Source organism: Rhodovulum sp. 12E13 (genome assembly GCF_003340565.1).
Classification (GTDB): Bacteria; Pseudomonadota; Alphaproteobacteria; order Rhodobacterales; family Rhodobacteraceae; genus HLUCCA09.
The window spans coordinates 1-25222 of sequence record NZ_QPLK01000033.1; the positions used below are offsets into that span (position 1 = coordinate 1).

The window sequence follows — 25222 nt, forward strand, 5'->3', positions numbered from 1 at the left end:
TCAGCTGCAGCCCCCCGGGCACGCGGACGAACAGAGTGGCCCCGAGCGCCGCCTCGGCGGCCCTGACGTGGCGCCCCAGCGTCGGCTGGCTCTGGCCGAGGGCGCGCGCCGCGGCACTGAGCGAGCCCGTCTCGGCGACGGCGAGGAAGGCCCGCACATGGCTCCAGTCCAGGGAAGCAGATCCGCTTGCCATTCACTCATGAATACCCGACCTGCGGTTTCAGTCAATTTCCTTTCATTTTCGCAAGGCCCATCCTGCCGCCATCCACGCAGAAGGAGGACGAGATGACACAGACGGTCCTGATCCTGGGCGGCAGGGGCAAGATCGGCCGCCACAGCGCGACGGCCTTCGAGGCGGCCGGATGGCAGGTGCGTCCCTTCGACCGCCACAGGGACGACATGGCCGAAGCGGCGCAAGGCTGCGACGTGATCGTCAACGGGCTGAACCCGCCGAACTACCACAACTGGGCGGAGGCGATCCCGAGGATCACCGCGCAGGTGATCGACGCGGCGCGGCAGAGCGGGGCCACCGTGATCCTGCCCGGCAACGTCTACCACTTCGGCGACCGGGGCGGCACGTGGTCGGACCACACGCCGCCCAACCCCGTCAGCCGCAAGGGCCGGATCCGGCTGGAGATGGAGCGCGTCTATGCCCGGAGCGGCGTGCAGACGATCGTGCTGCGGGCGGGCAATTTCATCGACCCCGAGCGCGACGGCTGCATCATGTCCCAGATCTACCTGCGCGACATCGCGCGCGGCCGGATCACCCTTCCCGGGCCGGCGGAGACCCGCCAGGCCATGTGCTACCTGCCGGACTGGGGCCGCGCCGCGGTCGCCCTTGCCGGGATGCGCCACGAGCTGTCGCGGTTCGAGGATGTGCCCTTTCCCGGGCACACCCTGACGGCGGCGCAGATCAGGTCCGAGCTGGAGCGGATCACCGGGCGCGGCCTGACCGTCAAGCGGTTTCCGTGGTGGATGTTCACCCTGGCCGGCCCGGTCTGGGAACTGGCGCGCGAACTGGCCGAGATGCGGTATCTCTGGGAGACTGACCACGCCCTGTCCGGGCGACGCCTCGAGGCCCTGCTGCCAGACTTCCGGGACACGCCGCTGGAGGAGGTCCTGCGCTCTGCACTCCCATCATGAGCCGTCGCGTTCCCCGGGCCCTCGCCGTCTCGCCGTCTCGCTGGCTACTCCACCCGATCGGCACCGACGCGAGGCTCCGGGCGACGCCCCCCGCCGGTCGCCGCTCCGAGGCGGCTTCGCCCAACGCGTCGGAAGCTTCCTCAACGGCAACGTCTACTCGAGACCAAGCCTGGCTCTCTGCCAGGAATGCCTCGAACGGCGGCTTCGGGCACGGGACTTGAGCGTGCCCTCGGCGATCTGCTCCGACACAACGGAGCGGATCAGGCCGATCTCTTCGCTGCATGATGACCGTCAGCAAGCCTGGCCGCGCAGGTCATCGTTCCGCACCTTGGGCGGTCATGATACCGTAGCGTGTCGCGGATTGGGGCCGGTGTCTTCGGCCGGGCGCGGCAGGGAGGCGTTCACGCGGGAGGAGAGGGGTGGCACGACGTCGGGGTCCCGGCAGAGGCGTTGCCCGTCGCGCCATGACGATCGCCTTGCTCCTTGTCCTCTCCCTGGCCCTCGTCGGTGTCGGCGCCCTTTACGCCGTCAGCCCCGGCCGCCCCGAGACCCTGCGCGACGCGCAGGGCCGCCTGATCCCCGGCAGCATCTCGGAGCGCGTGACGGTGCAGATCGGCGGCGTGCCGCAGGGGATGATCGTTCAGACGGTCGACCCGGCGAACCCGGTGCTGCTGTTCCTGCACGGGGGGCCGGGGATGGTGGAGTTCTTCATGGAGCGGGACTACCCCACCGGCCTGCACGAGCATTTCACCATGGCCTGGTGGGAGCAGCGCGGGGCGGGCATGTCGTTCTCGACCGACATTCCGCCCGAGACGATGACGATGGAGCGGATGCTCGCCGACACGATCGAGGTCGCCGATTACCTTCGGGCGCGGTTCGGGCAGGACCGCATCCTGCTCTTCGGGCATTCCTGGGCGCCTATCTCGGCATCCAGGTGGCCGCCGCCGCGCCCGACCGGTTCCTCGCCTATGTCGGGATGGCCCAGATCGTCCACCAGCTTCGGTCCGAGACGTTGGCGCAGGAGTACCTGATCGATGTCTTCCGCGCCCGCGGCGACGAACGCATGGCGCGCCGCCTCGAGGCCGCGCCGGTGAGCCTGGAGGCGGGCGCATCGGAGGCCTGGATGCGGCTGCGCGACCGGGCGATGCACGAGGCGGGCGTGGGCCACATGCACCAGATGCGGTCTGTCATCACGGGCATCTTCGTGCCCATGTGGCGGGTGCGCGCCTACACGCTGCGGGAGAAGGTGAACATCTGGCGCGGCAAGATCTGGTCGCGGCCGTTCTTCTGGGAGGATCTGCTGCGCGACGACCTGACCGCGCGGCTCACCCGCCTCGAGCTGCCGGTCTACTTCTTCACCGGGCGGCACGACTACACCGCCAACGCCGAGCTGAGCCGCGCCTATTTCAACACGATCGAGGCGCCGGTGAAGGGCTTCTACCTGTTCGAGGACTCTGCCCACAGCCCGCTCTTCGAGGAGCCGGCGCGCGCGCGGCAGATCCTGCTGTCGGACGTGCTCGGCGGCACGGCCGCGCTCGCGGACACGCGCTGAGCCCGCCCGGTGCGCGTCTGCGTGATCCCGGATACCCATGGCCTGCTCCGGCCCGAGGCGCTGGAACGGCTGGCAGGGGTCGAGCACATCCTGCACGCGGGCGATATCGGCCGTGCGGGGATCGTCGAGCGGCTGGCGGAGGTCGCCCCGGTCACCGCGATCCGCGGCAACGTGGATACCGCCGACCGGGCGCGCGTCCATCCCGAGCGGGTCACCGTGGAGCTGTCGGGCCACGTCGTCCTGATGGTGCACGACCGCAAGGCGCTGGGCGCCGGCGGCGTGCCCGGCGGTGTCTCCATTGTCGTCTCCGGCCAGTCGCACAAGCCGTCGGCCGGGGCCGAGTCGGGCGTGCTCTCCCTCGATCCCGGCAGCGCCGGGCCGCGGCGCTTTCCTCTGCCGGTGACGCTGGGGGGTCTCGATCTCGGGCAGGCCGTGCCCTCGGCCCGCATCGTCGAGCTCATTCGAACGGATTGATATGCGTCACGGCGGGCGGCGCGGCCCCGGCGTATACGCGCGGCGACTCGAACCTGGTCGAGGCCTGGCCCGATGACCGATGCCCCGTCTCCCCCGCGTCACGGCGCGATCCCCTCGCGCGCGCTCGTGCCCTTCGTCCTCGTCACGTTCGTGATCACCTGGGGCGTGCTGGGCTTCTACATCCTGGCGCCGGAGCGCGCGGCGGGGTGGTTCGGCGAGATCGGCGGGGCGCATCCGCTGTTCTTCCTCGTCACCTGGGCGCCGGGGATCGCCGGGCTCGCGGTCGTCGCGGCCCATGCGGGCCCGCGCGCCCTGCTGCCGTTCCTGTCGCGCCTCTTGATGTGGCGCTGCCCGCCTGCCTGGTGGCTGTTCATCCTGGTCGGGCTGCCACTCGTCTTCGTCGCCGGATCGCTGATCAAGGGCGGGCCGGTGCTGGCGCCGCTGCCGCCCGAGGGGGCGGGGGCGCTCGTGGCGCTCCTGTTCATGATGCTGTTCCTCGGCCCCGTCGAGGAACTGGGCTGGCGCGGCGTGGCGCAGCCGATCCTTCAGCGGCACATGGCGCCGCTCTGGGCCGGCGCGCTGATCGGCGCGGTGTGGGGGATCTGGCATCTGCCGGCCTTCTTCCTCGCCGGGGTCGTCTTCGCCGAGTGGAGCTTTCTGCCCTTCTTCGTCGGCAACGTCGTGCTGGCGATCCTCGTCACCCCGATCTTCAACGCGGCACGGGGGAGCCTCTTGCTGCCGGTGCTGTTCCACTGGCAGCTGATCAACCCGTTCTGGCCCGACGCGCAGCCCTGGGACACGTGGATTCTCCTCGGCGTCGCGGCCGCGCTCGTCTGGTGGATGCGGGACACGATGCTCAGCCGCGACGGCGCGGTGACCGAGGTCCTGCCGGGCACCGGGGCGGCCGCCCTCCGGACAGCCGGGTGATGCGATGCGCGCGGCCCGCCTCCTCGCCGCTGCGTCCCTCGTCCTCGCCGTCGCGTCGCCGGCGAGTGCGGAGGCGCCGGCCAGGCTGACCGGCCGGCTCGGCGCGACGCTCGAAGTATTTCGCGCGGACTACGGCTTTCCCGGCGCGACGGCCGCCCTCGCCCTGCCGAACGGACGGCTCGTGACGGCCGCGGCGGGCTTCGCCGACATCGAGGCCGGGCGCGAGATGACCCCGGGCGCGCGGATGCTGGCCGCGAGCATCGGCAAGACCTTCGTCGCGGCCACCGTTCTGGCGCTGGAAAGCCAGGGGCGGCTGTCGCAGGCCGACCCGCTCGCCGACCACCTCGGCGACCGGCCGTGGTTCGGCGATCTGTCCAATGGGGATGCCATCACCCTCGGGCAGCTGCTCCGCCACACCTCCGGCCTGCCGGACCACCCCCACCTGCCGGCCTTCCAGCAGGCCGCCGCCGCGCGCATTGCCGCAGGCGCGCCCGCCTTCGGGCCAGAGGAGCTGGTGGGCTTCGTCCTCGACCGGGAGCCGCTCTTCGCGCCGGGCGATGGCTGGGCCTACAGCGATACTGGTTACATCCTGCTCGGCCTCGTGATCGAGCAGGTGACAGGCCGCGCCTATCACGACGAGGTGCGGGAGCGGTTCCTCGCGCCGCTCGGCCTCGACGACACGCTGCCCTCGGACGGGCCGGACATCCCCGGCCTCGCCGTGGGCTACACCGTGCCGGGCAACCCCTTCGGCCTGCCCGAACGGACCGCCGATGCCGGGGGGCGGCTTGTCTGGGATCCGGGCGTGGAATGGACGGGGGGCGGCCTCGCCTCGACCTCGGCCGACCTCGCCCGGTGGGGACAGGCGCTGTTCACCGGCGGGGCGATGGCGGCGCCCTACCTCGACCGGCTGCTCGACGCCGTGCCGGTGGCCGAGGACGCGCCAGAGATCCGCTACGGCGCGGGCGTGGCGATCTACGCGGATACCCCGCGCGGCCCCGTCTGGGGGCATGGCGGCTGGATCCCGGCCTACGTCTCCAGCCTGCGCCACTACGCCGAGCCCGGCGTCACGGTGGCGTTCCAGATCAACACCGACGCGGGCGTGGTCGACGACAGCACCGATCTCGTGCCGGCGCTCGAGGCGGCGCTGGCCGATCTCGCCATCGGCGCGTCTGCGGGAACGGGCCCGTGATCGGGCGCCGCGCCCTCCTCGCCGGGATGGGCGCCGCCGCGCTCGCGGGCGGGGCCTGGGCCGCCGGCGCCTTCCGTGCCCGGATGGCGGCGACCAAGACGCGCCTCGCCTTCCGCTCTCACCTCGCCGAGACCCGCTCGGGCCCGTTGGAATACGCCGTGGCGGGGCAGGGGCCGCCGCTAATGATGATCCACGGCACGGGCGGCGGCTTCGACCAGGGGCTGCTCTTCGCCCACCGCCTGCGCGCGCGCTTCCAGCTGGTCGCCCCCTCGCGCTTCGGCTACCTGCGCAGCGCCTTCCCCGAGGATGCCTCTCCCGCCGCGCAGGCCGATGCGCTGGCAGACCTGCTCGACCATCTCGGCATCGGCCGCCTGGCCGTCGTGGGCGGCTCGGCCGGGGCGCTGACGGCGGGGGAGTTCGCCCTGCGCCACCCCCACCGCTGCACGCACCTGGTGCTGCTCGTGCCGGCTGCGAACCTGACCGGGCGCGACCCGGTGGCGTTCGGCGCGCTGCAGCGGCTGGCGGTCGACGCGGTGCTCGGCTCGGACCTCGCGTTCTGGGCGCTGTCGTCTCTCGCGCCGCGCCGGATGATCCGCACCCTGCTCGCCACCGACCCCGCGCTGCTCGACCGGGTGGGCCGGGCGGAACGGGCGCGCGCCGAGACGATCCTCGCCCAGCTCCTGCCGATCAGCCGCAAGACCGAGGGCCTGCGCAACGACGGGCACCACGCGGGCACGCCCTCGCCTACCGCATGGACCGACATCGCGGCTCCCACGCTGATCCTGAGTTGCGAGGACGACCTGTTCGGCACCGCCGCCACCGCCCGCCTGATGGCGGACCGGATCGCCGGCGCGCGGCTGACGATCTGGCCCGAGGGCGGGCACATCTGGCTCGGCCATGACGCCGACGTCGCGCGCGAGATCGTGGCCTTCGCCGGGCCTGCCGCACCATGACACCCGACCCATGGAGGACACCATGAGCTGGACCCGCATCGTCGTCACCGAATTCGGCGGCCCCGAAACCCTCGAGACGCAGCGGATCGACGCCCTGCCCGAGCCCGGGACGGGCGAGGTGCGGGTGCGCGTTCTGGTCACCAGCGCCGCCTTCACCGACGTGATGATCCGCAAGGGGATGTATCCGGACGTGAAGGACACCCCGCCCTTCGCCCTTGGCTACGACATGGTGGGCGTCGTCGACGCCGCCGGGCCTGGGGCGAGCCGCTTTCGCCCGGGCGACCGGGTGGCGGACCTGACCACCATCGGCGCCTATGCCGAGTACATCTGCCTGCCCGAAGACCGTCTGACGCCGGTGCCCGAGGGCGTGTCGGACGTGGACGCGCTCGGCGTGATCCTGTCGGCGGTGACGCCCTACCAGATGCTGCACCGCGTAGCGAAGGCGCGGGCGGGCGAGAGCCTGCTGATCCACGGCGCGGGCGGCGCGGTCGGCACGGCGATGCTGCAACTGGCGCGCGACGCCGGGATCGCCGCCTTCGGCACCGACATACCCGCCAAGCACGACCTGATCCGCGAGCTCGGCGCCACGCCGATCGCCGCCGACGCCTCCGAGGACGCATTGCGCGACGCGGTCGGCGAAGGCGTCGACTATGCCTTCGACCCGCTGGGCGGCGAGAGCCTGTCGCGCTCGCTGCACGCGCTGAAGCCGGGCGGGATGCTGATCGCCTTCGGCTTCCAGAGCGAGGTGATGGGTCAGGGCGGCTCGATCCCGATGGACTTCGTCAAGCTCAAGCTGTGGGACTGGCTGCCCAATGGCCACGCCACCGCGTTCTATTCGATCGGCGCCATGCGCCGGAAGCACCCCGAGTGGTTCCGCGAAGATCTCGCCACCCTGTTCGGGATGCTCTCCGAGGGCCGGATCAGGCCCGTCGTCGCCGAGGTGCTGCCGCTCGCCGAGGCCCGCCGCGCCCACGAGCGGATCGAGGCGGGCGAAGCGCGGGGCAAGCTGGTGCTGCGGGTCGCCGAGGCGTGAGGGCGGCAGGCATGGCGTGGCTCGCTCTCGCCGTGCTCCTCGCCGGGGCCTCCGGGGCCGCCTGGGCCTCCCGGGCGGAGGCGGCGGAGGCCGACCTGCGCGAGCGCCTCGCGGCAAGCGTCCCGGCGCGGATGCAGCGCGACGGGGTGCCGGGCCTCGTCGTCGTGGTGATCTCGGGGGGAGAGGCCGTCTGGACCGGGGCGTTCGGTGACGCCGACCCCGAGGCGGGCCGTGCGATGACGGCCGATGCGCTCTTCCGGGCCGAGTCCCTCTCCAAGCCCGTCGCCGCCTGGGGCGCCATGCGCCTCGCCGAGACGGGGCGGCTCGACCTCGACGCGCCGATCGGCGACTGCCTGACGAGATGGCACCCGCCTGATCCCCTTTCGGCCGCCACGCCCCGGCAGCTTCTGTCGCACACCGCGGGGCTGGGCCTCGGGGATTATTCGGCGCGCCATGCCCCCGGGGCCCAGCGCCCCACCCTCGCGGACCAGATCGCCCGCGAGGCGGAGATCGTGACGCCTCCCGGCACACGCTTCGCCTACTCGGACACCGGCTACGCCCTGCTCGAGCTGGTGATGGAGGACTGCGCCGGGATCGACTTCGCCGCCTGGATGGAGCGGGAGGTGATGCGGCCCCTCGGGATGGACGACGCGCGCTTCGACGGGCCGGGCGCCGGGATGCCCGTGGGCCACGACCTGCGCGGGCGGCCCGTCGCGCCCTACCTCTACCCCGCGCGCGCCTCGGGCGGGCTGCACGCCACGGCCGGGGACATCGCGCGCTTCGCGGCCGCGGGCAAGGCCGGGGCGCCCAACCCTGTCCTGTCGCCCGTGGGAGTGGCGGAGCTGCACCGGCCGGTGGCCGATGTCGCGGGCCTGCTCGGGATCGCTGCAGAGGGCTACGGCCTCGGCCATTTCACCGAGACCCTGTCGGACGGGCGGGCGGCGGTCTGGCATGGCGGGCAAGGCCACGGATGGATGAGCCACATGCACCTCGTCCCCGGGGCGGGCGAGGGCATCGTCCTTCTCGCCAACAGCCAGCGCGCCTGGCCGCTCTTCGCGCAGGTGCTGCGCGACTGGTCGGACAGCCTCGGCGTCGCCCCGGTGGGCATGTCCCGCGTGCTGTGGGCGGAGCCGCTCGCCCGGGCCGCCATCGCGGCCCTGCTGGCCGTCGCCGCGCTGTGTGCCTGGGCGACCCTTCGGGGCTGGCGGCCCGGCCCGGCCCTCCGCCTTGCCGCGGCGGGGCTGGGCGCGGCGGCGGCCGGCTGGGCGCTCTGGGCCGCGACGCGGGACTACCTCTTTCTCTACTCCATCCTGCCCGGCCTCTGGCCGTGGCTCGTCGGTGCCTGCGGCCTCGCCGGGCTCGCCCTCGCGCGCGTCGCCCTTGCCCCGAGGCGGGCGCGGTGAGGCCCCTGGCTCTTGCCGGGCTGCTGCTCCTCGCCGCGCTCGCGGGCGCGGCCGCGTGGAAGAGCCTGCCCGCCCGCACCCCGGCGCGCGACGGCCCCGCCCCGATCGCGCGCCTTGTCTCGGCGGACATCGGGGGGATGCGGCAATGGCTGCTGATCCGGGGCGCCGACCGGACCGCGCCGATCCTGCTGTGGCTGCATGGCGGGCCGGGCGCGGCGCAGATGCCCATCCACGGGATCACCGCCGGGCTGGAGCGCCATGCCGTCGTCGTCCACTGGGACCAGCGGGGGGCCGGCAAGTCGAACCCGCCGGGCTTCGACCCCGCCACGATGAGCATCAAACGGTTCCTGGCCGATGCCCGCGAGGTGACGGCGCTCCTGCGGGCGGAGGTCGGCCCGCAGCCGATCGTCGTCCTGGGCCATTCCTGGGGCACGATGCTGGGCGCCCGGCTCGTCGCCCGCTGGCCGGAGGACTATGCCGGGTACGTCGCGGTGAGCCAGCACGTGGACACCCTGCACGGCGCGGTCCTTGCCCGCGACTGGCTGCGCGAGGTCGCCCCCGGATCGGAGCTCGCGGGCCTGCCGGCGGAGGCGTTCCGCGATCACGGCACCTATGTGCGGCTGATGCAGGCCGTCGAGGCCCATGGCGGCGGAATGGGCGTGCCGCTCGCGGCGCTGCTGCCGCGGGCGCTCGCGGCGCCGGAATACCGGCTGCCCGACTATCCGCGCTGGCTGGAGGGGGCCAACCGGGGCAGCGGCCCGATGTGGCCCGACTACGTCGCGCGCGACCTGATCGCCGAGGTGCCGCGCATGCCGGTGCCGATGCTGGTCATCGCCGGGGCGCGGGACAGGAACACGCCGCTCGCCCTCGTGCGGGAGTGGCTCGCAAGCGTCGAGGCGCCCCGGGGCAGGCGGCTCGTGGTGTTCGAGGGCTCGGGCCACGCGCCGTTCCTGACCGAGACGGAGCGCTTCGTCACGACCGTGGCGGCGTTCCTCGACGCGGTGCGGGCCCCACCGTAGCCCGCATGTCACCCGAGCCCGTCCGTTACCTTGGCAAGCGCCAGCGCCGCCAGCGCCACGGCGGGCATCGCCGCCCCCCCGAGGGCGAGAGCGGCGAGCCGCGCCCGCCCGCCCAGTTCGCGCCCGGCAATCAGCCACGCTGCGGCCGGCCCCGTCAGCAGCGCCGCGGTGACCACGCCGGGCAGCGGCTGCCCTGCTCGACCCGAGAGGACGACGTGGCCCGCGGCGTTGGCAAGAAGCCCACCGCAACGATCCCCGCCAGCCAGCCCCATCCTCCACGCAGGCCGCGGGCCGCGCCGACACCGAGGACCAGTACGACGATCCCGGCGAGCAGCGCGACCGCGCGGGCGAAGATCGCCCGGTCCGCCGGCGGCGCGAAGCCGGAAAGCGCGGTGCGGGCGCGAGGGCGAGCCAAGCCAACAGCGCCAGGGGCAGGGCGACCTGCACGGCGAGGATCAGGCCGGTCACTGCCTGGCCCCCGGAAACCGGATGTCGGCCACTTCGGCGATGAAGAAGGCGAAATAGGCGTCGGTGCCGTACATGTTGCCCGCCTCGACGCGGAACGGCAGGCGATAGCCGCCCACCTCGCGGAAGTCCGACATCCGCCCGCCGAAGGGCTGAAGGCGGTATGTCTTGTCGGGGTTCGCGTCGCTCCAGCGCTGGAACACCACCTCGACCGGCCGCCCCACCTCGTCCACGCGAACGTCGACAGCCTGGTCGAGGCCCTCGTGGCGCACGGTGACGCGCGCCGTGTCCGCCCCGACCGCCTCCCACGTCACGCCCGGGCCCGGCAGCAGGGCCGCCGGCGTCCAGAACACCGCCTCGGCGACGTACCGCCCGAAGGCGGAGCGGCGGTGATCAGGATCGCCCCCGAGCCGCGCCACGGGGACCAGCCAGAGGATGCGGAACCGGGTCCAGCGCCCCGTGTCGGATCCGGAGATCGGCAGGCCGCCCGTGGTCCGCATCGCCCAGGCGAAGCCCTCCGGCGCAGCGAGGATCTGGCGCGCCCGCATGGGCTGGGTGCGCGGGTCGTCGCGCGTGCCGAGGCTGAAGCACCCGCCCATGCGGATCTCGGCGACGGGCAGGAGAGGCGTGCCGGGCGCGATCGTGTAGCCGAAATAGCGGCGCGCGGGCTCGGGCAGATTGGCGACCATCTCGGGGCGGAACACCTCCGGCTCGGCGGGCTGCAGCGCCACAAGTCGCGCCCGTTCCGCGCGCAGCGCCCGCCAGTCGGCGGCCCGCAGAGCGGCCAGTGCGGCCGCGGCCAGCACGAGCGCCAGCGCAAGTCCCTGCACGATCCTCACCCGCGTCTCCTTTCCCGCGCAGCGTGTCGGGGCGGCCGCCCCGACGCGATGACGTCGATCAAGCGCACCGGCGCGGCGAAGCTTGCCGGCACTCCGGACTGGCCCCGCGCGGGCCCGCTACCGGAACGGGGTCTCGTGCGACATCTCCCTCCGAAGCAGGTCCAGAAGCCGCGGCATCAGGCGATAGGGCGTCGCGGCCGCCGTGGCCTGGTCCACCGTTCCCGCGGTGATGATGCCCAGCTCCGGGCAATGGAACAGCCACGAGCCCGTGACGCCGGTATGGCCGACAAGCTCCGGCATCGGGCGCAGGGGCGTCAGCAGGCGGGGCAGCCGGTACCGGATCGTCCCGAGCCCGTATTCCATCGGCCAGCCGGGGCCCACGGGACGGGGGTTCAGCGAAAAGGCCAGCGGGTTCCAGTGCGCCGTCATCAGCCGCGCCGTCGCGGGATCGTCGAACGCCGCGCCGCTGACCAGCGCGGCCATGAAGCGGAGCTGGTCGCCGGCGGTGCCGAACAGGTCGTTGAACGACGCCATGGCGCCCGTCAGCGTGTCGAGGCGCCGGTCTCCAAGCCAGACCGCGGCCGGCGCGGGTGTGGCCGAGGCCGCCGCGGGCGTAGCGGGCAGGAAGGTGTGGGAAAGGCCGAGGCGCCGGAAGATCAGGTCGTCGAACGCGGCCTGCAGAGAGGCGCCGGTCACGGCCTCGATTACAGCGATGAGAAACTGGAAGTTCGTGTCCGAATACCGGATCGTGTGGCGCCGCCCGTCGAACGGCCGGGGCGGGAAGTCGGGCCGCCCATGCTCCCGCACGAGGTCGGCGATCTCGCCTATGCCCCAGCGCTCCACCGCGCCGGCGGCCGCCGCCTCGAACAGCGACGTGCCGCCGGGTGGCCGGATCACGAGGTAGTCGGGCAGCCCCGCCGCGTGGCCGAGCAGGTGGCGCAGGGTGATCTCGCCGGTCTGGTCCTTGCCCCGCCACACGTGAAGCCGGTGGACCAGCTCTTGGGGAAGGTAGGCCGCCATGCCGGCATCCAGCGACACGCGACCCTGCTCCATGAGCCGCAGGATGCCGGTGGCGATGTAGAGCTTGGTCACACTCGCCAGGAAATACGGCGTGTCGGCCGTCATCCGGGTGCAGCCCCCGTCGGCCGCGCCGGTCGCGCCCAGCCAGAGCGGCGACCCGTCCGAGCGCGCGACGGCGAGGATCGCGTGCCGCACGCCCAAGCCGCCGACCAGCCGCGTCACCATTCCATTCAACCGCCTCGTCGCATCGGGCGAAAGAGTCTCAAGTGCGGGAATGGGCATGCGTCCTGTCGGGTCAAAGCGCAGCGACGCGGGCGATGTTCGGCCAGGCTTCCCAATGCGTCAATCCCCGGCACATTCCCCCTTTCTGAAGGGTTGGCGGTCATGGGCGCACTCCATGTCGTAGGGGTTGCCACGCCGGCTCATGGAGCCGACGAAGCCATACTCCTTCAGCAGGTCGCGGTGGAGCTCGGAGGCGTCTTGGGATCCGCGATCGGAGTGGAACACGCACCCCGGCAGCGGCCGGCGCAGCGCGATCGCGCGGCGCAAGGCCTCGACTGCGAGGCGCGCGTCGATCCGGCGGCCGATGGCGTAGCCGACGACGCGGCGAGACCAGGCGTCCATGATCAGCGCCACGTAGGCGAAGCCGGCGGCGATGGCGACGTAGGTCAGATCCGCCACCCAGAGCTGGTCGGGACCGTGCACCTCGAAGTCCTTGGCTACGAACGGGTGGATCGGGCCGTCGTGATCGCTGTCGGTGGTCCGGACGAAACGCCGGCGCCGCCGAGGGTTCAGGTCGTGCTCCCGCATCAGCCGGCGCACCTTCTTGGCGTTGACCACAAAGCCGCGGTGACGGAGTTCAGCGCCGACGCGGCGATAGCCGTAGCCGTCGAAGGCGTCGGTGATGGCGCGGATCTCCGCGATGATCTCCTCGTCGCGGGGCTTGCCCTCGAGTTCGGCATAGTAGCTGGATCGCGCGACGCCCATCAGTTCGCATCCCCGCCGGACGGAGAGGCCGCGGGGCCGCTGGTCACGGATGTAGGCGCGCCTTTCCGCGAGGGTCCGGAGCGCACAGCCCCCTTTAGAAAATCGATCTCCAGCGCCTGGCGGCCGACCAGCCGCTCGAGCGCCGCGATCCGGGCCTCATAGGCGGTGAGCATCTCGGCGGCCGCGCCGTCCTCGTCGAGGGCGTCGGCCTCGGCCTTCTCGACCCAGATCCGGATCAGGTTCCTCGACAGGTCATGGCGGCGAGCGAGGGCGTAGAGGGTCTCGCCGGCGTGATACTCGGCGACGACCTGGCGCTTGAAGTCGGCGCGCCGCAAGCGGCCTGCGGTGGCGTCTCGGCATGGGCTTTCTTCCTTGGAAAGCCCGGCCCCGGTCAATTCCGGCCTACCCGATCTGTCCAACCGCAGGGGCGCACTCCACGGGACCGTCGAAGTTGTCACGGCTTCGAGCGCAATTTCAGTGACCGGCCATTCTGGAACGGGCGCGGCCGTCAGTGCGACAGGACGAGAAGCTGGAACGCCATCATGATCGAGAAGGCCAGCGTGACGGCGGTCGCGGCCGCACTGCTGTCGACCTTCTCCTGCGCTTCGGGGAAGAGCTCGGAAAAGACCATCCAGATCATCGCGCCGGCGGCCAGCCCCAGGCCGACGGGCAGGAAGGGCCGGAAGACCTCGACGAACCAGAATGCCGGCGCCGCCATCAGGGGTTGCGGCAGGCTGGTGAAGATCGCCCACAGCGCCGCCTTCCACACCGGTGTGCCGCGCGGAACGAGAACCAGCGCGATGGCAAGGCCCTCGGGGACGTTGTGGAAGGCGATCGCCGTGGTGATGAACGCGCCGAGGCCGTCGGACCCTGCGAAAGAAACCCCAACGCCGACCCCCTCGGCGAAGGAATGCGCCGTCATGATCCCGAGGATCAGCAAAGCCTTGGTGGCGCTGGCGCCCTGCAGGTCGGCGATCTCGGCATCGTCCCGGTCGGCCAGCAGCCGGTTGGCGAGCACGATGGCGCCGAGACCCGCAAGCACCCCCACCAGGGCGAGCCCGACATCCAGCGCCACGCCCTCGGCGATCAGGCTGTGACTGGCCGCCAGCATCAGCCCGGCCGCAGCGGCGTTTGACCAGCCGATGGTGCGCGCCCCGAGTGTCTTGACGACCAGGAACGGCAGCGCGCCGACGCCGGTCATGACCGCCGTCAGGAACGCGGCGCCGATGACGATGAGAAGGGACGTTTCCATGCGAGGCTCCTGCAGACGAAATCGGGATTCGGACAGCGGGTGAACCGGGGGGAGTGCGGAGCGCGGCATGGCGGGGTCATCGTCCGCCATGCCGGCATGCGGTCAATCGAAGGACCGCAGGTGGATCTTGTCCGGGTTGATCTCGTAGCCCCATGGAAGACCGGAATTCTTCCAGCCGTCCACGACACGCCGCGGCCCGTTCGGAGTGTCGGTCGCGGTCGTGCCTTCGAACCCGTCCACGACCACGTAGACCTGTTCGAGGCCCAGGCCCTCGAGCGTGGCGGCCGACGGCGCGCCGCGGCTGCCGCCCGAGCGGCACATCAGGATCACCGGCGCGGACCGGTCGAGGCCATGCGTCTCCAACGCGGCGAGTATCTCGTCCGAGAAGCCGGGGTTCCGCTCCATGGCAAGCACGGGCTTGGTATCGTGCATCCGCGACGGGTCGACCAGCAGGAACGGCACGTTCACGTCCACGACGTCGGTGAACCCGGTGAACATGATCTCGATCGGCTCGCGGACGTCGACGAACAGCACCTCGTCGGGGCGCGACGTCTCCATCTCGTAGGCTTCCTCGGCGGTCAGATACAGGCCCCACGACGTCTGCTTCGCCGGATCCTCGGGTGCGGGGGCAGCCGTGGCCCCGCCGGTCATGGCCACGGCTGCGGCGGCGGCCAGGATATGATTCCGCATGGTCGTTCCTTTCGATTGGGCAGGCCGGAGGGGACGGCAGGCGCCCCTGCCCGGCCCTTGGGTGGTCGTTTGTCTCGATGCCGTTCGCCGGCAATCGGCGGGCGCCGTGTGCGCACCGGGAGGTTGCCCGCGGAACGCCGGGGCGGGCCGGCCTCAGCGGCGCGGGCCACCATAGCCCGCAACCCGCAGCCGGGCCTGCACCTCGCCTGCGGGGCGGGTCGCTTCTGCGCTGCGGGCCCACAGCGTGGCCGAGCGCGTGCCCGACCGGCAATAGGCCAGAGCAGGCGTCGGCATGTCGGCGAGCAGAGCTCCGAAGCGGCGGGCGGCCGCATCGTCGATTCCGTCGGAGGTCACGGGCATGAAGTGCACGTCGAGCCCCTCGGCACGCGCAGCCGCGGCGACGGCGTCGAAGGACGGCTGGTCAGCCGCTTCGCCGTCGGGCCGGTTGCAGACGATGGCGCGATAGCCCCGGCGGCGGATCTCGGGCATGTCCTCGGGCCGGATCTGCGGGCTGACGGCGAGCGTGTCGGTGAGCTTGCGGTCTTCCATGGGGCGGCAACTCTCTATTCGGGTTCGGGTTTCAGCGCCTCAGAGGATGGCCAGACGGATCGCGTAGGCGACGACTGCGAGCGTCGTGACGGAGGCGAGCCAGAGGCCGACGAACCATGCAATGCGTCTGAGCTTTCCGGGTTGCATCAGTGATACCCTGCATCCGGGTCGACCTTTCCGCGGAACACCCAGTAGGCATAGGCGGTGTAGGCCAGGATCATCGGCACGAGGATCACCGTGCCCACCAGCGCGAAGGCGAGGCTGCTGTCAGGCGCTGCCGCCTCGGCGATCGTCAGGGCCGGCGGCACCATCATCGGGTAGAAGCTGATGCCGATGCCGATGAAGCTCACCACGAAAATCCCGAGACTGGCGAGGAACGGCGTGTAGTCGTGTCCGTCGCGCAGGCCCCGGAACAGGACCAGCGCGTCGAGGAGCAGCAGCGTCGGCACCCCGACCGAGTAGAGCACCGCCGGAAAGGCGAACCAGCGGTCGAAATAGACCGGGTCCTGAAACGGGGTCAGCAGGCTGACCAGCCCGATCAGGCCCAGCGTGCCCGCCGCCAGCGGCCAGGCGAAGCGCCGCATCAGGCCCTGCAGGTCGGTTTCGGTCTTCATCACCAGCCAGGTCGCGCCGAGAAGGGCGTAACCAACCACGAGCGCCGCGCCCGTGAGCAGGGAAAACGGCGTCAGCCAGTCCCAGGTGCCGCCCGCATAGGCGCGGCCCTCGACCTCGATGCCCTGCACCAGCGCGCCGAGCGCGACGCCCTGGCAGAACGCGGCCACCGTCGAGCCCCCGATGAAGGCCCAGTCCCACAGGCCGCGCCAGCGGACGACGCGCCAGCGGTATTCGAACGCCACGCCCCGGAACACCAGCGCCAGCAGCATCAGGACGATCGGCATGTAGAGCGCCGGCATGATGACGGCGTAGGCCATCGGGAAGACGGCGAACAGGCCGCCGCCTCCCATCACCAGCCATGTCTCGTTGCCGTCCCAGACCGGCGCGACCGAGTTCATCATGATGTCGCGGTCCCGGTCGGTACGGGCGAACGGAAAGAGGATCCCCACGCCCAGATCGAAGCCGTCGAGAATGACGTAGGTCAGGACGGCGAAGGCGATGATGGCCGCCCAGATCGTCGGAAGATCGAACATTGGGGTTCTCCTTTACTCGCCGGGGATCGCGTCGGGGTGGAGCTGCGGCGCGGGCGTGATGCCGGCGGTGCGCAGCGGGCCCTCGGCGGTAGGGTCGAGCCCCGTGTCTTCGGGCGCCTTGCCCATCAGGCGCAGCAGGTAGACCGTGCCCGCGCCGAACACGAAGAAGTAGACGACGATGAAGACCAGAAGCGACGTCGCCACGGCCGGCGCCTCGACCGGAGACAGCGAGTCGGACGTCCGCATCAGCCCGTAGACGGTGAAGGGCTGCCGGCCGACCTCGGTGGTGATCCAGCCCGCCAGCACCGCGACGAAGCCCGAGGGGCCCATCGCCACGGCCGCACGATGAAACCAGCGGCCCTCGAACAGCGTGTCCTTGCGCCGGCGCCACAGGCTCCAGAGGCCCATGCCCAGCATGGCGAAGCCGAGGGCCACCATGACCCGGAAGGACCAGAAGACGATGCCCACCGGCGGTTCGTCGTCGTCGGGGATCGTGTCGAGGCCGTCGAGCGGCGCGTTCAGGTCGTGCTTGAGGATCAGCGAGGACAGCTTGGGGATCTCCACCGCGTGGTCGATGCGCTTCTCCTCGGCATTGGGGATGCCGAACAGGATCAGCGGCGCGCCGTCGGGGTGGCTGTCGTAATGCCCCTCCATCGCCATGACCTTGGCCGGCTGATGCTCCAGCGTGTTGATGCCGTGCAGGTCGCCGGCGTAGATCTGCAGCGGCGTCACGATCACCGCCATCCACATCGCCATGGAGAACATCTTGCGCGTCGCCGCTGTGGCGGTGCCCCGCAGCATCTGCCAGCCGGCCGCGCCCGCCACGACGAAGGCCGTCGTCAGGTAGGCGGCCAGCACCATGTGCATCAGCCGGTAGGGGAAGGACGGGTTGAACACGATCGCCCACCAGTCCTCGGGCACGAACTGCCCGGCGTCGTTGATCGAATAGCCCGCGGGCGTCTGCATCCAGCTGTTCACGCTGAGGATCCAGGTCGCCGACAGGAGCGTGCCGAAGGCCACCATCGCGGTGGCGAACATGTGCAGCCGCTCGCCGACCTTCTCGCGCCCGAACAGCATGATGCCGAGGAACCCGGCCTCGAGGAAGAAGGCGGACAGCACCTCGTAGGCCATCAGCGGGCCGACGACGGGCCCGGCGCGATCGGAGAAGACCGACCAGTTCGTTCCGAACTGGTAGGACATCACGATGCCCGAGACGACGCCCATCCCGAAGGCGACGGCGAAGATCTTCTTCCAGTAGTCGAACAGCGTCAGGTAGGTGCGGTCGCGCGTGCGCAGCCATTGCGCGTTGAGGACCGCGAGGTAGCTGGCCAACCCGATGGAGAAGGCCGGAAAGATGATGTGGAACGAAACGGTGAACGCGAACTGTATCCGCGCCAGCGTTTCGGCCGAGACTGCGTCCAGCATCGTGGTGCCTCCTGTTCGGCTCCGCCCGCCTCGGCGCAAAAGGACGGCGGCTGCCGGAATGATCGCGGGAAGCCGGACGTCTGCCCGGCCGGCCCGGGGCGCCCGCCGTCAGCGGCGGTCGAAATGGTCCAGCGGGATCTTCAGATACGACTGGCCGTTATCCTCGGCCGCCGGCGCGCGCCCGCCCCGGATGTTGATCTGCAATGCGGCCAGCATGAGCCCAGGCAGCGTGGTGTCGCGGGCGTCGCACACCTGTCGGTAGCCGTCCTCGGGCGGCGGATGTTTGAGATGGCTGTTCGACGCCTTGTGCTCGGCCACCGCGGTCATGCAAGCCGCCTTGCGGCCCTCGGGCGCGCTGGTCGACGATGGCATCCTTCATGGTCGCCGGGTCGAGGAAGACGCATTTCCAGTTGCAGGTCGGCTCGTCCCGGAAGCCTTTGATGTTCGGCTTGGTCACGGCGCGCTCCTTTCGCGCCGCGGCGGGGGCGGGGGCACCGGCCGCGCCGCGGTGTTTGTCACTATCGTCGGTGTGATGGCCCGGCCCTGCGACCACCCGGGATCGGATCCGGGCGGATACGCCCGGCTCAGAGCGCGCGGGTCGAGAAATACCAGTCCTTGGTGTCGTAGCCTTCGGACAGGCGCGCCTCGGCTGCCTCGGCCGTCTGCGGGGTCGGCACGATGACATCCTGTCCCGGCACCCAGTTCTCGGGCGTGGCCACCTTGTGCGCGTCGGAGGTCTGCAACGCCTGCACGAGGCGGTAGAACTCGTCGACGGACCGGCCGTTCGTCATCGGGTAGTAGACCATCGCCCGCAGCACGCCCTCGGGGTCGATCACGAAGGTCGCGCGCACCGCCTGCGTGTCGGACGCGCCGGGCTGGATCATGCCGTAGGCCTGCGCCACCTTCATGTCGAGATCGGCGATGATGGGAAAGGGAATGTCGACGCCGAAGCTCTCCTTGATCGAGCGTATCCACGCGATGTGCGCGTAGTGGCTGTCGATCGACAGGCCGAGCAGTTGGGTATCCAGCGCGGCGAAGTCCTCGGCGCGGCGGGCGAAGGCCGTGAACTCGGTCGTGCAGACCGGCGTGAAATCGGCCGGGTGCGAGAACAGGATCAGCCACTTGCCGCGGTAGTCGGAAAGCTGCTTGCGGCCGTCGGTGGTGAGCGTGTCAAAGTCCGGCGCGGGCTCGTTGATCCGCGGCGGCCCGGCGACCGGTGTGGCCTCGGTGTTGGTCTGTGCGTGGGCGTTCATGGCAGGTCTCCTCGGTCCATGTCTGTGTGGAGGCAGAGGTAGGGACACTGGCATTATTGTGGAAATGGAATATATCTTTTCCGGCTATCGAAAAGTTCGATAACGAGGCCTGCCATGACCACGCTCCGTCAGCTGCGCTTTCTCGTGGCGCTGTCCGACACGCAGAACTTCTCCCGTGCGGCGGAGCTCTCCAACGTCACGCAGTCCACGCTGTCTTCCGGGCTGAAGGAGCTGGAGGCGCGGCTTGGCGTGAAGGTCGCCGAACGCACCACCCATTCCGTCCTGATGACGCCGGAGGGCACCGACCTCGCCGCCCGGGCGCGCGACATCCTCGCCCGCGTGAAGGACTTCGAGGACGTCGCGAAGAAGGCTTCGCAGGCGGGCGTGACCCGGCTGCGCCTCGGCGCCATTCCGACCGTCGGTCCCTACCTGCTGCCCCCCGCCCTGCCGCGCATTCGGGAGAAGATGCCGGGCGTCCAGATCTACCTGCGCGAAGAGCTGACGGACACGCTCGTCTCGGGACTGGTGGAGGGACGACTCGACCTCGCCCTGATCGCCCTGCCGCACGACCTGCCGTCGCAGATCGAGACGGAATTGCTGTTCGAGGACGGCTACAGCCTCGCGGCCCCGCGCGGGCATCCGCTCGCGAATCTCGAGACGGTCGAGGGCGAGGACCTCGCGGGCCGCGAATTGCTGCTCCTGGAACGCGGCCACTGCCTGCAACAGCATGCCTTGTCCAGCGTGCCGGGCCTCGCCCTGCAGGAAGACAAGAGCTTCTCTGCGACCAGCCTGCCCACTCTCGTTTCGATGGTGGAGGAAGGCATCGGGGTCACGCTGCTACCGGGTGTCGCGACGGATGCCGGGCTCACCAAGGGCCACGAACTCCACCTGTCGAGACTGGCCGGGGCGACACCGCGCCGGGTCGTCCTCGTCTGGCGCCAGAGCACTGCACAGGCCGCCTTGTTCCGGCAGATCGCGGACATCTTCCGCGACACGCGCTCGAGCCTGCGCACCGGGCCTGCCGCGCACTGAGTGAGCGGCGCCGTGGACTTCGATAATGTGTCCGCTGTGGATCGGCTTTGAAGGGTGGCCCCTGTCAGTCTCGGTCCAAGCCTCTGAAAACGCGACGCAAAGCGCTCCCTGCACGGGGCCGGGTCGGCGGCGGTGGGGATCGCGTGATTACCCCAAAAAAAGGAGTCGGGTCCGCGCGCGGCCTCCCACACCATGTACTGGGACACTGCCCAGCCCTTCGCCTCACCGCGCCGGGGGAGGTCGAATAAGGCAGATACCGTTAGCCTGACGCGGTCACAGACCGAGTTCACCATCTCCCGCCGGCTGCCTGGCCTCGCTTCGGCGGGCACGTCGGGCAGCGCGCCCTTCAGCAGCCCGCCATTCTGGCCCCCGGCATTATATGATCGCGTGACGCATCCGCGCCGACACCCACTCGCTGACGACGACGGTGCCGAGTATCAGCAGCAGGATCACCGCCACCTCGTCCCACGACAGCGTGTTGATCGATGCGTTCAGCTTGAGGCCGATGCCCCCGGCCCCGACGAGACCGAGGATCGTGCTCTCGCGGATGTTGATGTCCCAGCGGAAGACCGAGATGCCCCAGAAGGCCGGCATGACCTGCGGCACGATCCCGTAGGTGAGAACCTGCATGCTGCCGGCGCCGGTGGCCTCGATCGCCTCGACCTGCCGGGGATCGGTCTCCTCGATGGCCTCGTAGAGGAGCTTGCCGACGAAGCCGATGGAGCGCAGCGCGATCGCCACGATGCCGGCCAGCAGGCCCGGCCCGATGATCGCCACGAGCAGAAGCGCCCAGATCAGCGAGTTGATCGAGCGCGACGCGACGATGATGAAGAGCGCGATGGGGCGCAGGACCATCGCCGAGGGCGTGGTGTTGCGCGCGGCGAGGAACGCCACCGGCACGGCCATGGCGACGCCGCCCAGCGTGCCGAGCGTGGCGATGTTGATCGTGTCCCAGAGCGGCACCATCAGTTCCGGCAGATAGCCCCATTCGGGCGGCATCATCCGCCGGCCAATATCCGCAGCCTGGCGCGGCGCATCGGTCACGAACACCCAGATGGTGTTCGCCGTCATCAGCTCCCAGCACCAGACGAACAGCGCCACGAGCGCCACCCACCCGACCCAGAGCAGCAGACGGGCGCGGGGGGTGCGATGGCGCCAGACCTCGCTGTAATGCCCGGGTGTGCTCATTGCAGGAACTTCCGCAGATAGCTGGAGCCGTATTCGGCGATCATCACGATCCCGATGATCAGCAGAAGGATGGCGCCGGCGCTGTCGTATTCGTAGCGGTCGATGGCGGTGTTCAGCGTCGCGCCGATGCCGCCGGCGCCGACGATGCCGATCACCGCGCTCTCGCGGAAATTGATGTCCAGACGGTAGAGCGACAGGCCGATCAGCCGGGGCATCACCTGCGGCTGCACCGCGTAGTTGACGACCTGCCACCACGAGGCGCCTGTGGCGCGCACCGCCTCGACCTGGCCCGGCTCGATCTCCTCGATATCGTCCGCGAGCAGCTTGGCGAGGAAGCCGATCGTGGCGAAGGACAGCGTCAGGAAACCGGCAAAAGGCCCGAAGCCGAACATCGCGACAAGGAAGATCGCGATGATGATCTCCTGCAACGCCCGGCTGACGGCGATGATGCCGCGGCAGACGAGGTAGACCGCGCGCGGCACGAGATTACGGGCCGCGCCGATGCCCACGGGCACCGAGATGATCACGCCGACGACCGTCGAGGTGAGCGTCATCGTCAGGCTCTCGATCAGCCCGCGCGAGATGTCGCCCCAGCGGCTGACGAAATCGGGCTGCAGGAAGCCCATCACGAAGCGCTGTCCGCGCTCGAGCCCGGCGGCGACGCGCGCCCAGTCAACCTCGATCGTGCCGATGGCCAGCGCGAGATAGATCGCGATGCCGAACTGGACCGCGTAGCGCCAGCGCGCGCTCTTTATGATCTGCGGCGGGCGCCGCCAGGTCGTGGGATAGGCGCTCGCCGTCACCGCGCGATCGCCTCCATGCGGCGCCGCGAGTCGGCCTCGGCCTCGGCCTGCTCGGCATCGCCCTGGCGCATCGCGTTCCAGTCCTCGGCGCCGTAGATCGTCGTCAGCGCCGCCTCGGTCAGCTCCGAGGGCGGGCCGTCGAACACCACCCTCCCCTCGCGCAGGCCCACGATCCGCTGCATGAACTGCTGCGCCAACGGCACGTCATGGATGTTGACGATGGCCGGCAGGCCCCGCTCGGCGCAGATCTCGGTGATCAGGCGCATGATCTGCCGCGAGGTCTTGGGATCGAGGCTCGCGGTCGGCTCGTCGACGAGCAGAAGCTCGGGCTCCTGCGCCAGCGCGCGCGCGATGCCGACGCGCTGGCGCTGCCCGCCCGACAGCGCGTCGGCGCGGTTGTCGGCCTTGTCCATCAGCCCGACGCGGTCGAGCAGCCGGTAGGCCGACTGGACGTCGGCCGCCGGGTAGCGGCGCAGGAAGCTGCGCCAGAACGGCACGTAGCCGAGCCGGCCCGAGAGCACGTTCTCCATCACCGTCAGCCGCTCGACCAGCGCGTATTCCTGGAAGATCATGCCGATGCGCCGCCGCTGCCGGCGCAGCTCGGCCTTGCCGAGGCGCGCAAGGTCGGTCTCGCCGAGCAGGACGCGCCCCGCGGTCGGCTCGACCAGCCGGTTGATGCAGCGGATCAGCGTCGACTTGCCCGCCCCCGACGGGCCGATCAGCCCCATGATCTGTCCCTCGGGCACGACCAGCGAGACGTCGCTCAGCGCAGGGTCGCCGGTGGCATAGGTCTTGGACAGGCCTTCGAGTCTGAGCATCGGGTCTCCTCGCACGGCAAGGCGGGCGGCAGAGGCCGCCCGCCAGCCCGACCCGGACGGGTGTCCGGATCAGTTGCAGTCGTACGTGACGCCGTTCGCCTCGTCGATGGTCCGGATGACGGCCCAGTCCTCGGCGAAGGAGATCTCGATGAACTGGTCCTCGCCGTTGCGGCCGAACTCCTCGGCGAGCGCGGTGCCCTCCCAGTCGAAGCTGAAGAACGCCTCGCGGATGCTGTCCTGCAGCTCGGGCGTCAGGTTGTAGACCGTGCCGTAGCCCGTCGTCGGGAAGGTCTGCGACTGGTAGATCACCTCGAGCTGGTCCTCGCTGACGACCTCTCGGTCGATCATCCGGCCCTTGACCGAGTTGGCGATCGAGGCGGCGATGTAGTCCTGGTTGGCCACGCCGAGGATCGAGTTGTCATGCGCCCCCGAGAAGGTCGCCTCGAAATCCTCGCCGGCCACCATGCCGAACTCGGCCATCAGGATGGCCGAGGGCGCCTTGAACCCGGAGTTCGATGTCTCGGAGGTGAAGGCCAGCGTCTGGCCGCGCAGGTCCTCGACCTCCTCGATGCCGGAGCCCGGATAGGTGATGATCTCCATCTCATAGCCGAACGAGCCGTCCTCGGCGGCCATCATCGCGAAGGGGCGGAAGCCGGCGCAGGCCACGGCGAGCGGGTTGGAGCCGGTGTTGAAGCCCGCGACGTGCAGGCGCCCGGCGCGCATCGCCTCGATCTGGGCAGCGTTGGACTGCACCGGGAAGAATTGCACGTCCTTGCCGGTCACCTCGGACAGGTGATCGAGAAAGCCCGCCCAGACCTCGGCATACACGGCCGGATCCTCCACGGGCGTGTAGGCGAAGATGAGCGTGTCGGGGTCGACCCACTCCGACTCGTCCTCGGGGATGTCGGCGACGAGGTCGCCATCGTTGTCGACGTAACGGTCGCCCAGCATGAACTCGGCATGGGCCGCGGGCGCCGCGATCAGTGCGGCAGCCGTCGCGGTCAGAAGAAATCTCGTGGTGGTCATGGTCGCCATTTCCCTCATCTGTCGTCGGTTGATGGTCGCGCGGTACTTTCCGAGTATGACACTCGGATGACACATTCGGCATTTCCGGTGGAGAGCGCCCCGCGGGGTGGACAGATCGGGTGGGCCGGAATTGACCTCGACCGGGATGTTTAAACTGCTGCGCCCGTAGGAGGCACCAATCGGGGCCGATGGGGCGTCAAATCTCGACGCCGTTCGCAGTGGTGAGCGGATAAGAGGTCACGAGACAGGGGACAAGAACAGCATCGAAACGCTGGCCAGGATCGTGCAGCCGAGCGCGATCGCCGTCATTCGGCCCGCCGCAGGTGTCCGGATGACCCGTCGCAGCTGCGCGCCTCCCGGCGACCCGAGCATCAGGCAGGGCAGACCGAGGCCGGCGAATGCGAGCGCCGCGATCACGATGTCGCCGGGCCCCGGCCGGGGCACCAGCGTTCCGACGTGCATCGAGGTCAGGAAGCACGAGGCCTCGGGGTTGGACAGGGTGGCCAGCAGCACCGCCGTTCCGGTCACCACCTTTCCGGTGACCCCGTCGGTCCCGATCGGTCGCACCAAGGTTGGCATCCTGTCGCTGGGCAGCGACGTCGCCGTGGATCGCTGGACGGACCACATGGCGGAGAACGTCGAGCGGATGACGCTCGTGGCCCGCCTCTGCGCCGCCTACCTGGCCATGGCGGAGCCGCCGCCGCTGCCGCAGCCCCTGAGCCCGCGGGAGGTGCAATGCCTCGAACTGCTGGGGCAGGGGCACCGGAATGATCGGATCGCCGAGCGGCTCGGGCTGCATCGCGCGACGGTGGACATGCACATCGTCCGGGCGCCCACCAAGCTCCGGGCGCGTACGCGTGAACAGGTCATCGCCAGGGCGGTGTCAGCAGGTGCGATCTGTCCTTAGCAGGCCGCTGAAAAAGGCCGCCTCGACACGGGTTTGAGGACATGATTCACCCTTTCCGGGTCACGAGGGGGGCGGTCATGCGCGGGACAGACGAGGCGAGCGGGTCGCTGTTCAGCTATGTGGATCT

General features: G+C 70.6%; 31 protein-coding genes. 12 read left to right on the top strand and 19 right to left on the bottom strand.

Annotation, left to right across the window (positions count from 1 at the left end):
• On the bottom strand, positions 1-193 hold a 193-nt coding region (locus DLJ49_RS18510; RefSeq protein ID WP_147277344.1), incomplete at its 3' end, for a helix-turn-helix domain-containing protein.
• A 92-nt stretch (positions 194-285) separates the two neighbouring features.
• Between DLJ49_RS18510 and DLJ49_RS18515 the strand changes: the two genes are divergently transcribed.
• The 10 genes from DLJ49_RS18515 (at position 286) to DLJ49_RS18560 (ending at position 9693) form a co-directional block, all read left to right on the top strand.
• Entirely contained in the window at positions 286-1143 is an 858-nt protein-coding gene (locus DLJ49_RS18515) for an NAD-dependent epimerase/dehydratase family protein (RefSeq protein ID WP_115395019.1), read from the top strand.
• Between the two features lie 464 nt (positions 1144-1607).
• Complete coding sequence (locus DLJ49_RS18520; RefSeq protein WP_115395020.1) at positions 1608-2174, top strand: alpha/beta fold hydrolase; 567 nt, start codon at positions 1608-1610, stop codon at positions 2172-2174.
• Positions 2078-2695, top strand: a complete 618-nt coding sequence (locus tag DLJ49_RS18525; RefSeq protein ID WP_147277345.1) for an alpha/beta fold hydrolase — start codon at positions 2078-2080, stop codon at positions 2693-2695. Before DLJ49_RS18520 ends, DLJ49_RS18525 begins: the two co-directional genes overlap by 97 nt.
• A gap of 21 nt (positions 2696-2716) precedes the next feature.
• Complete coding sequence (locus DLJ49_RS18530; protein WP_115395044.1) at positions 2717-3169, top strand: metallophosphoesterase family protein; 453 nt, start codon at positions 2717-2719, stop codon at positions 3167-3169.
• A 72-nt stretch (positions 3170-3241) separates the two neighbouring features.
• The gene (locus tag DLJ49_RS18535) at positions 3242-4096 is read left to right on the top strand and encodes a CPBP family intramembrane glutamic endopeptidase (RefSeq protein ID WP_115395022.1); all 855 of its coding nucleotides are present in this window, start codon (positions 3242-3244) and stop codon (positions 4094-4096) included.
• A 4-nt stretch (positions 4097-4100) separates the two neighbouring features.
• Positions 4101-5285: a serine hydrolase domain-containing protein gene (locus tag DLJ49_RS18540; protein WP_115395023.1), complete on the top strand. Its 1185-nt coding sequence runs from the start codon at positions 4101-4103 to the stop codon at positions 5283-5285.
• The gene (locus DLJ49_RS18545; protein WP_115395024.1) at positions 5282-6238 is read left to right on the top strand and encodes an alpha/beta fold hydrolase; all 957 of its coding nucleotides are present in this window, start codon (positions 5282-5284) and stop codon (positions 6236-6238) included. Before DLJ49_RS18540 ends, DLJ49_RS18545 begins: the two co-directional genes overlap by 4 nt.
• 22 nt (positions 6239-6260) lie before the next feature.
• Complete coding sequence (locus DLJ49_RS18550) at positions 6261-7271, top strand: medium chain dehydrogenase/reductase family protein (protein ID WP_115395045.1); 1011 nt, start codon at positions 6261-6263, stop codon at positions 7269-7271.
• An 11-nt stretch (positions 7272-7282) separates the two neighbouring features.
• Positions 7283-8674, top strand: coding sequence for a serine hydrolase domain-containing protein (locus DLJ49_RS18555; protein ID WP_115395025.1), 1392 nt, complete (start codon positions 7283-7285; stop codon positions 8672-8674).
• A complete protein-coding gene (locus DLJ49_RS18560) occupies positions 8671-9693 on the top strand; it encodes an alpha/beta fold hydrolase (RefSeq protein WP_158547508.1) in 1023 nt (340 codons plus the stop codon). Before DLJ49_RS18555 ends, DLJ49_RS18560 begins: the two co-directional genes overlap by 4 nt.
• Before the next feature lie 8 nt (positions 9694-9701).
• Here the strand turns inward: DLJ49_RS18560 and DLJ49_RS22560 are convergent, their stop codons facing one another.
• From DLJ49_RS22560 to DLJ49_RS18620, 13 genes are all read right to left on the bottom strand, one after another.
• A complete protein-coding gene (locus DLJ49_RS22560) occupies positions 9702-9965 on the bottom strand; it encodes a hypothetical protein (RefSeq protein ID WP_158547509.1) in 264 nt (87 codons plus the stop codon).
• Between the two features lie 192 nt (positions 9966-10157).
• Positions 10158-10997, bottom strand: coding sequence for a DUF6544 family protein (locus DLJ49_RS18565; protein WP_115395026.1), 840 nt, complete (start codon positions 10995-10997; stop codon positions 10158-10160).
• Between the two features lie 117 nt (positions 10998-11114).
• Positions 11115-12299 (bottom strand): serine hydrolase domain-containing protein, encoded by a 1185-nt coding sequence (locus tag DLJ49_RS18570; protein ID WP_115395027.1) that lies wholly within the window; start codon positions 12297-12299, stop codon positions 11115-11117.
• A gap of 60 nt (positions 12300-12359) precedes the next feature.
• On the bottom strand, positions 12360-13055 hold the full coding sequence (locus tag DLJ49_RS18575) for an IS3 family transposase (protein WP_115395028.1): 696 nt from the start codon (positions 13053-13055) through the stop codon (positions 12360-12362).
• Positions 13004-13339, bottom strand: coding sequence for a transposase (locus DLJ49_RS18580; protein ID WP_115395029.1), 336 nt, complete (start codon positions 13337-13339; stop codon positions 13004-13006). Before DLJ49_RS18580 ends, DLJ49_RS18575 begins: the two co-directional genes overlap by 52 nt.
• Positions 13340-13512: 173 nt before the next feature.
• Positions 13513-14256, bottom strand: a complete 744-nt coding sequence (locus DLJ49_RS18585; protein WP_115395030.1) for a ZIP family metal transporter — start codon at positions 14254-14256, stop codon at positions 13513-13515.
• Positions 14257-14358: 102 nt separating this feature from the next.
• Positions 14359-14946, bottom strand: a complete 588-nt coding sequence (locus tag DLJ49_RS18590) for a rhodanese-like domain-containing protein (protein ID WP_115395031.1) — start codon at positions 14944-14946, stop codon at positions 14359-14361.
• A gap of 153 nt (positions 14947-15099) precedes the next feature.
• Positions 15100-15495, bottom strand: coding sequence for a protein tyrosine phosphatase family protein (locus DLJ49_RS18595; protein WP_115395032.1), 396 nt, complete (start codon positions 15493-15495; stop codon positions 15100-15102).
• 39 nt (positions 15496-15534) lie between these two features.
• Positions 15535-15642, bottom strand: coding sequence for a DUF2474 family protein (locus DLJ49_RS18600; protein WP_115395033.1), 108 nt, complete (start codon positions 15640-15642; stop codon positions 15535-15537).
• A complete protein-coding gene (cydB, locus tag DLJ49_RS18605; RefSeq protein ID WP_115395034.1) occupies positions 15642-16643 on the bottom strand; it encodes a cytochrome d ubiquinol oxidase subunit II in 1002 nt (333 codons plus the stop codon). The genes DLJ49_RS18600 and cydB overlap by 1 nt, the downstream gene beginning before the upstream one ends.
• Positions 16644-16655: 12 nt before the next feature.
• A complete protein-coding gene (locus DLJ49_RS18610) occupies positions 16656-18068 on the bottom strand; it encodes a cytochrome ubiquinol oxidase subunit I (protein WP_115395035.1) in 1413 nt (470 codons plus the stop codon).
• A 108-nt stretch (positions 18069-18176) separates the two neighbouring features.
• A complete protein-coding gene (locus DLJ49_RS18615; RefSeq protein WP_115395036.1) occupies positions 18177-18395 on the bottom strand; it encodes a hypothetical protein in 219 nt (72 codons plus the stop codon).
• Positions 18396-18652: 257 nt separating this feature from the next.
• Positions 18653-19321: a peroxiredoxin gene (locus DLJ49_RS18620; RefSeq protein ID WP_115395037.1), complete on the bottom strand. Its 669-nt coding sequence runs from the start codon at positions 19319-19321 to the stop codon at positions 18653-18655.
• 114 nt (positions 19322-19435) lie between these two features.
• Here DLJ49_RS18620 and DLJ49_RS18625 point away from each other — a divergent pair, with 114 nt between their 5' ends.
• Positions 19436-20353: a hydrogen peroxide-inducible genes activator gene (locus DLJ49_RS18625; RefSeq protein WP_115395038.1), complete on the top strand. Its 918-nt coding sequence runs from the start codon at positions 19436-19438 to the stop codon at positions 20351-20353.
• Positions 20354-20728: 375 nt separating this feature from the next.
• Here the strand turns inward: DLJ49_RS18625 and phnE (DLJ49_RS18630) are convergent, their stop codons facing one another.
• From phnE (DLJ49_RS18630) to DLJ49_RS22220, 5 genes are all read right to left on the bottom strand, one after another.
• Positions 20729-21541: a phosphonate ABC transporter, permease protein PhnE gene (gene phnE, locus DLJ49_RS18630; RefSeq protein ID WP_115395039.1), complete on the bottom strand. Its 813-nt coding sequence runs from the start codon at positions 21539-21541 to the stop codon at positions 20729-20731.
• A complete protein-coding gene (gene phnE / locus DLJ49_RS18635; protein WP_115395040.1) occupies positions 21538-22344 on the bottom strand; it encodes a phosphonate ABC transporter, permease protein PhnE in 807 nt (268 codons plus the stop codon). The genes phnE (DLJ49_RS18630) and phnE (DLJ49_RS18635) overlap by 4 nt, the downstream gene beginning before the upstream one ends.
• A complete protein-coding gene (gene phnC, locus DLJ49_RS18640; protein WP_115395041.1) occupies positions 22341-23162 on the bottom strand; it encodes a phosphonate ABC transporter ATP-binding protein in 822 nt (273 codons plus the stop codon). The genes phnE (DLJ49_RS18635) and phnC overlap by 4 nt, the downstream gene beginning before the upstream one ends.
• A gap of 69 nt (positions 23163-23231) precedes the next feature.
• Complete coding sequence (gene phnD, locus DLJ49_RS18645) at positions 23232-24188, bottom strand: phosphate/phosphite/phosphonate ABC transporter substrate-binding protein (RefSeq protein WP_233489249.1); 957 nt, start codon at positions 24186-24188, stop codon at positions 23232-23234.
• 237 nt (positions 24189-24425) lie between these two features.
• Complete coding sequence (locus tag DLJ49_RS22220; RefSeq protein WP_233489252.1) at positions 24426-24758, bottom strand: hypothetical protein; 333 nt, start codon at positions 24756-24758, stop codon at positions 24426-24428.
• A 55-nt stretch (positions 24759-24813) separates the two neighbouring features.
• Between DLJ49_RS22220 and DLJ49_RS18650 the strand changes: the two genes are divergently transcribed.
• The gene (locus DLJ49_RS18650; RefSeq protein ID WP_233489256.1) at positions 24814-25095 is read left to right on the top strand and encodes a helix-turn-helix transcriptional regulator; all 282 of its coding nucleotides are present in this window, start codon (positions 24814-24816) and stop codon (positions 25093-25095) included.
• Positions 25096-25222: the final 127 nt, after the last annotated feature.